Here is a 13506-nt window from a genome sequence, read left to right as displayed (position 1 = left end):
GATGCAGAACCTGATGAGGACGCAGCCTTTGACCCTTGCCGAAAACACCATGGACGCACTGACGATCGACGGGCTGAAATGCTACTACGTCAACGACTATTTCGGTGTGCGGCGGGAAATCCGCGCAGTCGACGATATCAGCCTGACCATCCGCAAGAACGAGATCTACGGCATTGCCGGCGAATCCTCGAGCGGCAAGACATCGCTGATCAAGACGCTTGCCGGCGCCATCCGCCCGCCGATGCGCGTCGTCGGCGGAACGGTGAAATTCAATTTTGCCGACGGGCCGATCGATGTCTACGGCGAACCGGCGAAGATGAAGGCGGCACGCTGGCGTCACCTCTCCTACATCATGCAGGGTTCGATGAACGTGCTGAACCCGGTCAGAAGGGTCAAACACGCCTTCACCGATTTCGCCTCCCGCCATATGAACCTCGATCCCGCCGCCTTCCGGGCGCGCGTCGAGGCGCATCTTGCCAGGCTGCATCTCGATCCGCATGTGCTCGAGGCCTTTCCGCATCAGCTTTCGGGCGGCATGCGCCAGCGTCTGACGATTGCTCTCGCCACTGTCTGCGAGCCGGAATTCATCATCGCCGACGAGCCGACGACGGCGCTCGACGTGCTCGTGCAGCAGGACGTCCTGGCGCTGATCAAGGAAGTGCAGGCCCGCATGCAGTCCTCGGTCATCTTCGTGACCCACGACATGTCGGTGCATGCCGCCATCACCGATCGGCTGGCCATCATGTATGCGGGACGGCTGGCGGAGGAGGGGCCGACGCAGGCGATCTTCGACAATCCCCAGCATCCCTACACCGTCCACCTGATCGGCAGCCTGCCGCGCATTGGCGACGTCTCGACGCGAAAGAGCCTCAGGGGCAAGCCGCCGGCACTTTCGGATCCGCCTTCAGGATGCCGTTTCCATCCGCGCTGTCCGATCGCGATCGACAAATGCGCACGTGAAGTGCCGGCCATGCTGCCGAGCGCGACGGGAGGGCGGGTCGCATGCTTCCGTGCCGGGGAGTACCAGATCCAATGAGCGGCAATTTCCTTCTCGAACTCGACCATGTGACCAAGCTCTTTCCGATCGGCGGGTTCTTTTCGCGCGAAAAGATGAAGGCGGTCGACGATGTCAGCTTTGCACTTGCCGCCGACAAGCCCGAGATATTCACGATCGTCGGCGAATCCGGCTCCGGAAAATCGACGCTGGCGAAAATGATCCTCGGCAGCGAAAAGGCCGATCGGGGCAGTATTCATTTCGACGGTACGGATGTGAAGGCGGTGCGGTCCCGCAGGGATCGCGAGGCTTTCATGGCCAAGGTCCAGCCGGTCTTTCAAAATCCGTTCGAAGCTTTCAATCCGCTGACGCGGATCGACGAGTATCTGCTGGCCACCGCCCATCGCTTCAAGGGAGCAAAGAGCCGCGCCGACAAAGAGGCGATTGCCGACGTTGCCCTCCAACGCGTCGGCCTGTCGATGGCGGAGATAAAAGGCCGCTTCTCGCATGAGCTTTCAGGCGGCCAATTGCAGCGCATCGCCGTCGCCCGTGCGCTGATACCCGAGCCGAAGCTGATCGTGGCGGACGAGCCGGTCTCGATGGTCGACGCATCGCTTCGTATGTCGATCGTCAATCTCTTCCGCGATCTGCGTGATGCGCTCAACGTCTCGATCGTCTACATCACCCATGATCTTGCGACCGCCTATTATATTTCCGACCGCGTGGTGATCATGCGCAAGGGTGTGGTGGTGGAGAGCGGCGATGCCAGGGACGTGCTCGAACATCCGAAACACGTCTATTCGATCGCGTTGAAGAACGCTGTCCTGCCGCCCAATCCTCGCGAGGCGTCGGCGATCCTGCGCCTGCGGCAGCGCAATGCCGAGACAAATGAAGCCACTTCCGGCAGTGGCGACCGCCTTGCCAGGTGAAGCGCAACTTCTGAGCTTCACTGTTTAAATCGTCGCGACGACCCGGAACGCGTCGCTCCGTCTTTGCGGTTCCAATTCCATCGATTTGCGGGCATGGTCTCCCGCGATGAGCACAGATTCGTCCGATCTCTTTGGCGCGCTTTTCGAGGCACCGCCCGCGAACCGAACGGTTCCCGTGCTGGTGCCGATGCCGGCGCCGAAACCCTATTCCTATTCGGTGCCGGATGGCATGGCGGTCGAGCCCGGCTCGGTCGTGCAGGTGCCGCTCGGGCCGCGGCAGGTGATCGGCGTCGTCTGGGACGGCGGCGAGGACGGCGTCGATCCGAAGAAGCTTCGGCCGATCAGCCATGTCTTCGATTGCCCGCCGCTTGCCAGGGAGATGCGGGATTTCATCGATTGGGTGGCGACCTATACGCTCTCGCCGCCCGGCCTCGTCGCCCGTATGGCGCTGCGGGCGCCGAACGCCTTCGAGCCGGAACCGATGGTGGAGGGGCTGAAGCTCGTCGGCGGCGAACCGGAGCGGATGACGCCGGCGCGCGCCCGGGTGCTCGATACCGCCTCCGACGGCTCTTCCTGGACACGCAGCGGCCTTGCGCATGCGGCGGGTGTCTCGACGAGTGTCGTCGACGGGCTAATCACGCTCGGCATTTTTGAGGCGATATTCCTGCCGCCGCCGCCGGTCGTTGCGATGCCGGATCCGGATTTCGCCGCCGCACGTCTCGAAGGGCCGCAGAAGCAGGCGGCAGAAGAGATCGTTGCCGATGTCCGCAAGGGCGAATTTTCGGTGTCGCTGATCGACGGGGTAACCGGCTCCGGCAAGACCGAGGTCTATTTCGAGGCGATTGCCGAGACGCTGAAACGCGGTAAGCAGGTGCTGATCCTGCTGCCGGAGATCGCGTTGACGGCCAGTTTCATGGAGCGCTTCCAGGACCGCTTCGGGGCAAAGCCTGCCGAATGGCATTCCGATCTTGCGCCGCGCATGCGTGAAAAGGTCTGGCGCCAGGCGGTGACCGGCGAAGTGCGGGTGGTGGCCGGCGCTCGCTCGGCGCTCTTCCTGCCCTTCGAGGATCTCGGCCTGATCATCGTCGACGAGGAACACGATCCCGCTTACAAGCAGGAGGATCGCGTCTTCTACAATGCTCGCGACATGGCCGTCGTGCGCGGCCGCATCGGTGATTTTCCCGTCATTCTGGTGTCGGCGACGCCGTCGGTCGAAAGCCAGGTCAACGGGCAGAGCGGACGCTACAGCACCGTCCACCTGCCGACGCGTTTCGGCGATGCGGCGATGCCGGACCTGCATCTGGTCGATATGCGCAGGCACGCGCCGGAGCGGGGCGGCTTCCTGTCGCCTGTGCTGATCCGGGCGATCGGCAAGACGGTGGACAAGCGCGAACAGGCGCTGCTGTTTCTTAACCGGCGCGGTTATGCGCCGCTGACGCTCTGCCGGGTCTGCGGCCATCGGTTCCAATGCCCGCAATGTTCGAGCTGGCTGGTGGAGCATCGTTTCCGCAAGCAGCTGCAATGCCATCAATGCGGCCATGCCGAGCGCACGCCCGAGGCCTGCCCGGAATGCGGCACGCTCGACCATCTCGTCGCCTGCGGGCCAGGCGTCGAGCGCATCGCCGAGGAGGTGGAACGGCATTTTCCGGAGGCGCGGACGATCGTTCTCTCCTCGGATATCATGGGTGGGGTGAAGCGGCTGCGGCTGGAGCTGGAAGCGATCGCCAAGGGCGAGGCCGATATCGTTATCGGCACCCAGCTTGTGGCAAAGGGGCACAATTTTCCGCTGATGACGCTGGTCGGCATCGTCGATGCCGATCTCGGCCTTGCCAATGGCGACCCGCGCGCGGCCGAACGCACCTTCCAGCTCTTGTCGCAGGTGACGGGCCGGGCCGGGCGCACCGGCCTCAAGAGCCATGGGTTGCTGCAGACCTATCAGCCGCAGCATCCTGTCATGCAGGCAATTGTCTCCGGCGATTCCGACGCCTTCTACGAGCGCGAGATCACCGAACGCGAACGCGCCATATTGCCGCCCTTCGGCAGGCTGGCGTCGATCATCGTTTCGGCCGAAACCCGCCACGACGCCGAAAACCATGCGCGCGGCATGCGCAACTCCGCACCGCAGGTGTCAGGCATCTCGGTGCTCGGTCCGGCCGAAGCGCCGCTCGCGCTGGTGCGCGGCCGCCACCGCTTCCGTCTTTTGGTCCACGGCCGGCGGAACTCGGACATGCAGGGCTTTCTGCGGGCGATGCTCTCACAATCGCCCAAAGAGCGTGGATCGGTGCAGGTGCAGCTGGATATCGATCCGCAGAGTTTTCTCTAAATCAAATGAAGTCGCCATTTCCTCCTTTTTCGGCCCATGCCATAAAACACTGATTCATCCGGGTGATTTGGGGCTGATGCATGGAGTTTTACTTTCCGACCGAGCTTGGTGAGCAGCTTGCCTTTTGCTCCGCGGCTTTCACGGCGCTTGCCGGCTTCATCATGATGTTCGCGCCGGGCCATGCTTTCCGTCTTCTCGGTCTGCAGGCGCAGGAGGGGCGGCCGGAAGGCTTCGGCGAGGGACGCTCGATGGGCGGTTTCTATCTCGGTTTCGGGCTGTCGGCGATCATGCTCGCCCAGGACTGGATCTACATGGCGCTCGGCGCCTCCTTCGCGATGGCGGCCTTTGCCCGTGTCATCTCGATTCTGTCCGATAAGGGGAGTAATCTCGTCAACTATTTACTCCTGGTTGTGCAGATCGCTTTGGCCGCGCTACCGCTGCTCTACGTTTTCGGCTTCACCCAGACGTGACTCTTACTGCCGGCAGACGGCTTCTTCGGCCTGCTTTCAGGCCATTGCGCGATTTTGCAGACAGAAATTCATGCGAAAGGCGTATTCGGGCATTACGCGTGTTGCGAGTCCGAACATCCTATGTTAGACGGACCCCGAATTTCGGAAGAAGCAAGAGGCTTCTCTTGTGATTTCTGGGGGAAATCAAAACGAATTCAAGATCATAGGTTCGGCGCCCGCCGAGAGCCGGATTTTGGGTTGAAATCAGGGAAATTTGTGCCAGTGGCAGACACGTCCCAGCTTACTTCTGGTGTTGCCGAACGCTATGCCTCGTCGCTTTTCGAACTGGCGCTCGAGCAGGGCGCCGTCGACAGCGTCACCGCCGATCTTGATCATTTCCAGGCTATGCTGGATGAGAGCGCCGATCTGAAGCGCTTCGTCGCAAGCCCGGTTTTTTCCGCTGAAGACCAGCTGAAGGCGATCGTCGCCATCAGCGAGAAGGCCGGTATCAGCGGTTTCTTCGCCAATTTTCTGAAGGTCGTGGCGCGCAACCGCCGCCTGTTCGCCCTGCCGGGCATGATCAAGGCCTTCCGCATCATCGCCGCGAACCATCGCGGTGAAATCTCCGCCGAGGTCACCTCGGCGCATGCGCTTTCGCAAGCGCAGGAAACCGAATTGAAGGTGGCACTCAAGAGCGTTACCGGCAAAGACGTGACGATTGCCGTCACGGTTGATCCGTCAATTCTTGGTGGTCTGATCGTGAAGGTCGGGTCCCGTCAGATTGATACGTCTCTTCGTACCAAACTCTCTACCCTTAAGCTCGCATTGAAAGAGGTTGGCTGATGGATATCCGCGCCGCGGAAATTTCCGCAATTCTCAAAGACCAGATTAAAAATTTCGGCAAAGAGGCAGAAGTCTCGGAAGTCGGCCAGGTTCTCTCCGTCGGTGACGGTATCGCTCGTGTCTACGGTCTGGACAATGTCCAGGCCGGTGAAATGGTCGAGTTCCCGGGCGGCATCCGCGGCATGGCCCTGAACCTCGAATCCGACAATGTCGGCGTCGTCATCTTCGGCTCCGACCGTGACATCAAGGAAGGCGACACCGTCAAGCGGACCGGCGCCATCGTTGACGTTCCAGTTGGTCCGGAACTGCTCGGCCGCGTCGTCGACGCGCTCGGCAATCCGATCGACGGCAAGGGCCCGATCAACGCGACGCGCCGTTCGCGCGTCGACGTCAAGGCTCCCGGCATCATTCCGCGCAAGTCGGTTCATGAGCCGATGTCGACCGGCCTCAAGGCCATCGACGCGCTGATCCCGGTCGGCCGCGGCCAGCGCGAGCTGGTCATCGGCGACCGCCAGACCGGCAAGACTGCGATCCTTCTCGATGCCTTCCTCAACCAGAAGGCCATTCACGACAACGGTCCGGAAGGCGAAAAGCTTTACTGCGTCTACGTCGCCGTCGGCCAGAAGCGTTCGACCGTCGCCCAGTTCGTCAAGGTGCTCGAAGAGCGCGGCGCACTGAAGTATTCGATCATCGTTGCCGCCACCGCTTCCGATCCGGCGCCGATGCAGTTTCTGGCGCCGTTTGCCGGCTGCGCCATGGGCGAATATTTCCGTGACAACGGCATGCATGCGCTGATCGGCTACGACGACCTGTCCAAGCAGGCCGTGTCCTACCGCCAGATGTCGCTGCTGCTGCGCCGCCCGCCGGGCCGCGAAGCCTATCCGGGCGACGTTTTCTATCTGCACTCGCGCCTGCTCGAGCGCGCTGCGAAGATGAACGACGACAAGGGCGCCGGTTCGCTCACCGCTCTGCCGGTCATCGAAACGCAGGGCAACGACGTGTCGGCCTTCATTCCGACCAACGTGATCTCGATCACCGACGGCCAGATCTTCCTTGAAACCGACCTGTTCTACCAGGGTATCCGCCCGGCTGTGAACGTCGGTCTGTCGGTTTCCCGCGTCGGTTCGTCGGCGCAGATCAAGGCGATGAAGCAGGTTGCCGGCTCGATCAAGGGCGAACTCGCCCAGTATCGCGAAATGGCCGCCTTCGCCCAGTTCGGTTCGGACCTCGACGCTGCGACGCAGCGCCTGCTGAACCGCGGTGCACGCCTGACCGAACTCCTGAAGCAGCCGCAGTTCTCGCCGCTGAAGACGGAAGAGCAGGTCGCCGTGATCTTTGCTGGCGTCAACGGCTATCTCGATAAGCTGCCGGTCGCTTCGGTCGGCAAGTTCGAGCAGGGCTTCCTCTCATATCTGCGTTCGGAAGGCTCCGCCATCCTCGACGCGATCCGCACGGAAAAGGCAATCAGCGACGATACCAAGGGCAAGCTCAATGCTGCTCTGGATAGCTTCGCAAAGTCTTTCTCGTAATCAGGCCCTAAGTTAGGACGGATCACGGATGCCTTCACTTAAGGATCTGAAAAACCGGATCGCCTCCGTCAAGGCGACGCAGAAGATCACCAAGGCGATGAAAATGGTCGCCGCGGCGAAGCTTCGGCGTGCGCAGGAGGCGGCCGAGGCCGCCCGGCCTTATTCGCAGCGCATGGGTGTGGTTTTGGCGAACATCGCCAAGGCCGTCACCGATGCCGACGGCGCACCGACGCTGATGACCGGCACTGGCCAGGACAAGGTCCATCTGCTGGTGGTCTGCACGGCCGAACGCGGTCTTTGCGGCGGTTTCAACTCGCAGATCGCACGCTTTGCACGCGAACAGGTCCGCAAGCTGCTTGCCGAAGGCAAGACGGTGAAGATCTTCACCGTCGGCAAGAAGGGTCACGATATCCTTCGCCGCGAATTCGCCTCTCTGATCATCGAGCGCAAGGAATTGCGCGACGTCAAGCGGGTCGGCTTCGAGAATGCGGATCAGATCGGCAAGCGTATCATCGAGATGTATGCTGCCGGCGAGTTCGACGTCTGCACGCTGTTCTATTCCGAATTCAAGTCGGTGATCAGTCAGATTCCGACGGCGCAGCAGCTCATCCCGGCTTCAACGGGAGCTGTGCAGGCCGAAGATGCCGCACATGCAGGCGCCGTCTACGAATACGAGCCGGATCCGGCATCGATCCTCGAAGATCTGATCCCGCGCAACATCTCGGTCCAGATCTTCCGCGCGCTCCTTGAGAACGTCGCAGGCGAGATGGGCGCCAAGATGAGCGCTATGGACAATGCGACGCGTAATGCCGGTGAGATGATCAACAAGCTGACGCTGAGCTACAACCGCCAGCGTCAGGCGCAGATCACCAAGGAACTCATTGAAATCATTTCGGGCGCGGAAGCGCTCTGAGGCTAGGAAAAGAGGGTCAGAAAATGGCTGAGGCAGCTACCCCCAAGATCGGCTCTGTCGGCAGAGTCACCCAGGTTATCGGCGCCGTCGTCGACGTTGCTTTCGAAGGCGAACTGCCGAAGATCCTGAACGCGCTGGAAACCAGCAACAACGGCAACCGCCTGGTTCTCGAAGTTGCGCAGCACCTTGGCGAAAACGTCGTCCGTACCATCGCGATGGACTCGAGCGAAGGTCTCGTCCGCGGTCAGGAAGTCGCCGATACCGGCGCTCCGATCATGGTCCCGGTCGGCAACGAGACGCTCGGCCGCATCATGAACGTCATCGGTGAGCCGGTCGACGAAGCCGGTCCGCTGGTTACCGCTCACAAGCGCTCCATCCACCAGGAGGCGCCGTCCTATGTCGAACAGTCGACGGAATCGCAGATTCTGGTGACCGGCATCAAGGTCGTCGATCTTCTGGCTCCCTATGCACGCGGCGGCAAGATCGGCCTCTTCGGCGGCGCCGGCGTCGGCAAGACCGTTCTGATCATGGAATTGATCAACAACGTCGCCAAGGCGCATGGTGGTTATTCGGTTTTCGCAGGCGTCGGTGAACGCACCCGCGAAGGCAACGACCTCTACCACGAAATGATCGAATCGAACGTCAACAAGCATGGCGGCGGCGAAGGCTCGAAGGCCGCGCTGGTTTACGGTCAGATGAACGAGCCGCCAGGCGCCCGCGCCCGCGTCGCCCTGACCGGCCTGACGGTTGCCGAACACTTCCGCGACCAGGGCCAGGACGTTCTGTTCTTCGTCGACAACATCTTCCGCTTCACGCAGGCAGGTTCCGAAGTGTCGGCTCTGCTCGGCCGTATCCCGTCGGCCGTCGGTTATCAGCCGACGCTGGCAACCGACATGGGCCAGATGCAGGAGCGCATCACCACGACGACGACCGGCTCGATCACCTCGGTTCAGGCCATTTACGTTCCGGCCGACGACTTGACCGACCCGGCGCCGGCAACCTCGTTTGCTCACCTTGACGCAACGACGGTTCTGTCGCGCTCGATCGCTGAAAAGGGCATCTACCCGGCGGTCGATCCGCTCGACTCCACGTCGCGCATGCTCGACCCGCTGGTCGTCGGCGAAGAACATTACGACGTCGCCCGTAAGGTCCAGTCGACGCTGCAGCGTTACAAGGCCCTGCAGGACATCATCGCGATCCTTGGCATGGACGAATTGTCCGAAGAGGACAAGATTGCTGTCGCCCGCGCCCGCAAGATCGAGCGTTTCCTGTCGCAGCCGTTCTTCGTCGCCGAAGTCTTCACCGGTTCGCCGGGCAAGCTGGTTGCTCTCGAAGACACGATCAAGGGCTTCAAGGGCCTCGTCAACGGCGAATATGATCACCTGCCGGAAGCTGCCTTCTACATGGTCGGCTCGATGGAAGAAGCGGTCGAAAAGGCCAAGAAGCTCGCAGCTGCTTAATGAGCGATGCGCTAGACGAGATATTCTGCTGCGACTCCCTGAAAGGGGTCGTGGCGGATCTTCCGGAACCGGCAGCGCCGACCGTCTATCGCGCCGATAATGGCGTGCTGATGATGGTGGTGGGGCTGGTCCAGAGCGAGGAAGGCCTCGGTTATCTCGACCAAGCGATAATGCACTGCCCGTTCTGCGGGACTAAATTGCAAGATGCGAACGCCATAGCCGAGAAGGTAAGTCACTGATGGCTGACAATTTCAACTTTGAGCTCGTTTCGCCGGAGCGTCTGCTGCTGTCGGAGATGGTGACCGAGGTCGTCATCCCCGCGACTGAAGGCGAGATGACGGTCATGGCAAACCATGCGCCGACGATGACGACGATCAAACCGGGTGTCGTGAGCGTGCGTTCGGCCTCCGGCAAGAAGCAGGACTACGTCGTGTTCGGCGGTTTTGCCGATATCCTGCCGACCGGCTGCACATTGCTGGCCGAATCCGCGGTTCCGGTCGAGGAACTCCACAAGGACGAACTGACGCGCCGCATCGAGGCCGCCCGCAAGGAACTCGAACATGCCGAGTTGCACGAGCACAAGTCGAAGCTCGAGCACTTCATCATGGAACTGACGCACCTGCGCGGCGTCGTTCAACAGGATTGATTACAATCGGTAAGATCCATGAAACGCGGCCGCGATGGCCGCTTTTTTGTTTCTGCCTTTATCTGTCGATGTATGGAAAACAGCACTATCGGCCGAGTTGAAATTAAGCGGCGGCCGCAACAATTCAAAGGGCTAATGCGACCTTTGCGCGTCTGATAAGACGCGTGACGCTGCAGGGCGGCCTACCTCTGGTAGTGATGCCGGCTTCGTCTCAGAAGCCGGTTCCACCGCGCAGCTCGATGACGACCGTCTTGAACAGGATCTTCAGGTCGAGCAGCAGGCTGAAATTCCTGACATAATAGATATCGCAGGCGATGCGAGCGCGGGCTGCCAGCGGCCGCGCCGTCGGGCCGCGCCAGCCGCGTGTCTGCGCAAGGCCGGTGATGCCGGGGCGCATGATGTGGCGGTGGTGGTAGTCCGGCACCAGTTCCTCGTAGAGCCGACCGGCTGCCCGCATATTGATGGCGTGGCAGCGCGGGCCGACCAACGACATCTCACCCCTGAGAACGTTGAAAAGCTGCGGCAGCTCGTCGATATTGGTCTTGCGGAGCACCGAGCCGATGCCTGTCACCCGGCTGTCGCCCTTGACGGTCTGTTGAATGCCGCTCGGATCGCAAGCTTCCGCACGCATCGACCGGAACTTGAAGACCATGATCTTCCGGCCGTTCAGCCCCCAGCGGATCTGGCGGAAAAACACCGGACCGCCATCGTCGAGTTTGATGAAAAGAGCGATTACCAGAAAAAGCGGCGCCAGCACGATGAGGGCGCTGACTGAGGCGACGATGTCGATCAACCGCTTCACGCCCAGCCGCACAGCCATCTTTCTTTCGATAAGGGAAAAGCTATCCGGCTGGCGAATGTTGGAGTTCGCTATAACCAGGGTCTTGGTTTTGTCCTGACGCTGAGACGGATCGAAGCGTGGATTCGTCTTCGAAGTAAAAGCATTCATTACGCAAGGTCCACAAGTTTAGATGCGATACTGAACAGCAGGGAGACAAATACATGGTCACGTATCGTTTGTCATCGGGATAAATAAGAATTTGATAACCCTAAAGACGCCAAAAATGGGAGTATTCCGCGTTAACCTTAACGCCTGTAGTTGCGTTTACGGCAAATTTATACTTTGAAAGGAGTAGCCCGATTGGGTTGACGAGATGTCAGCCGGCTTCCGAAATGGATCGCCTGCCGCCAATCCGCAAGACTGCAGCCAGCCAGTGACGACATTTTCCGAGGAAACGCCGAACGAACCCGGGTCGAGCCTCTGGATCAATATCAGGATGATCTCCTGCCAGATATAGATGCCGAAGGAGATCCTTGCGATGTAGCGGACAGGAGCGTTGTCAAGCAGCACGCCTAGGCGTTGTGAATGGCTGAGCGAGACGAGCGCCGTTGCGACTGCCAGTGGAAAGACCGGAAAACCGTAGGGGATTTCGAGCCAGCCGTAGGCTTCGGCGGAGCCGCCGGGCGATATGACGAGGCGGTAGGCGGCAATGGCGAGGGCGAGGAGCGCTGCGGCATCGAACCAGGAGGAGCGCCTTCTTGGCAGCATGACCTCGACGCCGGCGGCAAGCGCGCCGAGCGCGAAGACGGCGAAGAAGCCGATCGGGTTATATCTCGGCATCCACTCCTTCGCCCCGCCCTGCAGGCCATACTGCCAGCCGCGTCCGATGTCGTCGAGCGGAAGGAAGGTCAGGATCAGCACATGGGCGAGGAGTACGCCGGTGATGACGCAAAGCCAGGCGAAGCGGGCAAGCAACGGGCGCTGCCTCAGGAAAGGCAAACGAAACAGCACGAGAAAGCAGACCGGCAGGAGCACATAGCTGGTGACCTCGAAGGGAATGGACCAGAGCGGCCCGTCGGCTTCGACAGGAAACAAGGTGCGCCAATGCCATTGGCTCATGAACAGCAGCCCGGAGACGTAGCGGAGCACAAGCTCAGGCGTCAGCGGCAGAGCCAGCAGCGTCAGGCTGAGGGCGAAGCCGACGGTGGCGGCGAACCAGAAGCCCGGAGTGATGCGCGCCATCCTGCGTATCGTGTAATGCCGCAGGCTCGGCATGTCGCTGGCCGCGTCGAGCGCGCGCCAGAAGGGATGGGCAAGAAGAAAGCCGCTGAGCACGAAGAAGATGGCGACGCCGAAATTGCCGAAGCGGAGGATATTTGCGGCCGGTCCGAGTTCCTCGGGGATTCTGCGCATATCCAGCCGCAGCGCGAAGTGGTGGGCGAGCACCAGCAGACAGGCCGTCGCGCGCAGAAAGTCCGCTCCGGCCAGTCTCTCCTGTTGTCGCATCTTATCCCCCGCCCTGCCCAGAGCATGATGCCGAAAAGTGTGAGCGGTTTTCGGACGACATCATGCTCCGGGGTCTCGGACTTTGCAGCGGAAAGTCACGACGGGCAAGGCAGGCGTTGGGCTCAGTCGAGAAGTTCGTTGGTATAATAGGTGGAAAAGTCCGGCTTCTCCTTGAGTGCGGCGCCATTCGCATCGACCAGAATATCATTCTCGATCAGGAAGCCACCCAGGGCCTCGGCCTTTGCCGGGTCGAGCTTACCGATCACACCGGCCTCGGATTTCAGGAAGTGGCCCTCGATCAATGCCTTCTGAGAAGCCTTTACCAGTTCCGTATTCATCAGTGCGCCGTTGCTTCCAGAGATCAACAGGTCGCAGGCTTCGTCGGGATGGTCGACGGAGTAGGCATAACCCTTTCGTGTCGCCTGGATGAAGGCGCGGGCGTGGTCCCGACTTGCGGAGAGATAGGCGTCGCTGGAGACGATGACCGTCGTCTGCTCGTCGGGAATGCCATAATCGGAATAGTGGAAGCGGCCGATCTTCCGGTTTTCCAGTTCGGCAGCGATGCCTTCCCAGGTGTAGATCTCCAGCGTGAAATCGATCGAGCCATTGTCCAGCGCCTCGTAAGCGGAGGTGCCGAGGGTGACGGTCTTGACGTCGCCTTTGCCGCCGTCATTGCGGATCATCGCGGAGATCAGCGCGCTCTCCCAGGTGCCACCAAAGCCGCCATAGGTCTTGCCGTCGAGGTCTTTCGGGCTCTTGATGTCGTCGCGTCCGCCCTTGAAGATCAGGCGTGCGGTTTCCGTCTGGACGACGCCGTAGACCATCTTCACGTCACCGCCGCCAGCGCGCTGCGTCAGCGTCTCGATCTCGCTGCTGATGCCGAAATCGGCAACGCCGTTCGACACCAGCGTTCCGGCGCTGGTATCGGTGAAGGGAAGAATCTCGACATCGAGCCCGGCATCGGCATAGAAGCCCTTCGCCTTGGCGACATAGATGCCGATATGGTTGGTGTTGGGCGTCCAGTCGAGCGCGATGCGAACCTTTGCGGGCGCCGATTGGGCAAAGGCAGTGCGGCCGGCGACGCTTGCCGCGATGGCGGCGAAGATCGTCTGGCGACGGGTGAGAAGCAGCAT

General features: G+C 61.0%; 12 protein-coding genes and 1 pseudogene. 10 read left to right on the top strand and 3 right to left on the bottom strand.

Annotation, left to right across the window (positions count from 1 at the left end):
* Position 1: 1 nt before the first annotated feature.
* The 10 genes from AC245Y_RS20430 to AC245Y_RS20385 all read left to right on the top strand — a co-directional run bounded on the left by AC245Y_RS20430 (position 2) and on the right by AC245Y_RS20385 (position 10086).
* The gene (locus AC245Y_RS20430; RefSeq protein ID WP_017995360.1) at positions 2 to 1036 is read left to right on the top strand and encodes an ABC transporter ATP-binding protein; all 1035 of its coding nucleotides are present in this window, start codon (positions 2 to 4) and stop codon (positions 1034 to 1036) included.
* On the top strand, positions 1033 to 1923 hold the full coding sequence (locus AC245Y_RS20425; protein WP_017995359.1) for an ABC transporter ATP-binding protein: 891 nt from the start codon (positions 1033 to 1035) through the stop codon (positions 1921 to 1923). The genes AC245Y_RS20430 and AC245Y_RS20425 overlap by 4 nt, the downstream gene beginning before the upstream one ends.
* 106 nt (positions 1924 to 2029) lie before the next feature.
* Entirely contained in the window at positions 2030 to 4246 is a 2217-nt protein-coding gene (locus AC245Y_RS20420; protein ID WP_017995358.1) for a primosomal protein N', read from the top strand.
* A gap of 80 nt (positions 4247 to 4326) precedes the next feature.
* Positions 4327 to 4716, top strand: a complete 390-nt coding sequence (locus AC245Y_RS20415) for an AGROH133_08824 family phage infection protein (protein ID WP_017995357.1) — start codon at positions 4327 to 4329, stop codon at positions 4714 to 4716.
* A gap of 255 nt (positions 4717 to 4971) precedes the next feature.
* Positions 4972 to 5538, top strand: a complete 567-nt coding sequence (locus tag AC245Y_RS20410) for a F0F1 ATP synthase subunit delta (RefSeq protein ID WP_012759251.1) — start codon at positions 4972 to 4974, stop codon at positions 5536 to 5538.
* Positions 5538 to 7067: a F0F1 ATP synthase subunit alpha gene (atpA, locus tag AC245Y_RS20405; protein WP_012759250.1), complete on the top strand. Its 1530-nt coding sequence runs from the start codon at positions 5538 to 5540 to the stop codon at positions 7065 to 7067. The genes AC245Y_RS20410 and atpA overlap by 1 nt, the downstream gene beginning before the upstream one ends.
* Before the next feature lie 28 nt (positions 7068 to 7095).
* Positions 7096 to 7980, top strand: a complete 885-nt coding sequence (locus AC245Y_RS20400) for a F0F1 ATP synthase subunit gamma (RefSeq protein WP_017995356.1) — start codon at positions 7096 to 7098, stop codon at positions 7978 to 7980.
* Between the two features lie 23 nt (positions 7981 to 8003).
* Positions 8004 to 9440 (top strand): F0F1 ATP synthase subunit beta, encoded by a 1437-nt coding sequence (gene atpD / locus AC245Y_RS20395; RefSeq protein ID WP_017995355.1) that lies wholly within the window; start codon positions 8004 to 8006, stop codon positions 9438 to 9440.
* Entirely contained in the window at positions 9440 to 9679 is a 240-nt protein-coding gene (locus AC245Y_RS20390; protein WP_012759247.1) for a hypothetical protein, read from the top strand. The genes atpD and AC245Y_RS20390 overlap by 1 nt, the downstream gene beginning before the upstream one ends.
* Entirely contained in the window at positions 9679 to 10086 is a 408-nt protein-coding gene (locus AC245Y_RS20385) for a F0F1 ATP synthase subunit epsilon (protein WP_012759246.1), read from the top strand. Before AC245Y_RS20390 ends, AC245Y_RS20385 begins: the two co-directional genes overlap by 1 nt.
* 211 nt (positions 10087 to 10297) lie before the next feature.
* Here the strand turns inward: AC245Y_RS20385 and AC245Y_RS20380 are convergent, their stop codons facing one another.
* The 3 genes and pseudogenes from AC245Y_RS20380 to AC245Y_RS20370 all read right to left on the bottom strand — a co-directional run bounded on the left by AC245Y_RS20380 (position 10298) and on the right by AC245Y_RS20370 (position 13506).
* Positions 10298 to 11035: a sugar transferase gene (locus AC245Y_RS20380; protein WP_012759245.1), complete on the bottom strand. Its 738-nt coding sequence runs from the start codon at positions 11033 to 11035 to the stop codon at positions 10298 to 10300.
* A 167-nt stretch (positions 11036 to 11202) separates the two neighbouring features.
* A pseudogene (locus AC245Y_RS20375) lies at positions 11203 to 12373 on the bottom strand (acyltransferase family protein).
* A gap of 122 nt (positions 12374 to 12495) precedes the next feature.
* Complete coding sequence (locus tag AC245Y_RS20370; RefSeq protein WP_017995354.1) at positions 12496 to 13506, bottom strand: ABC transporter substrate-binding protein; 1011 nt, start codon at positions 13504 to 13506, stop codon at positions 12496 to 12498.

The sequence above is a fragment of the Rhizobium sp. SRDI943 genome (genome assembly GCF_057653695.1).
The sequence above is the reverse complement of the archived record's forward strand: the minus strand, read 5'-3'. Positions and strand labels throughout refer to the sequence as shown.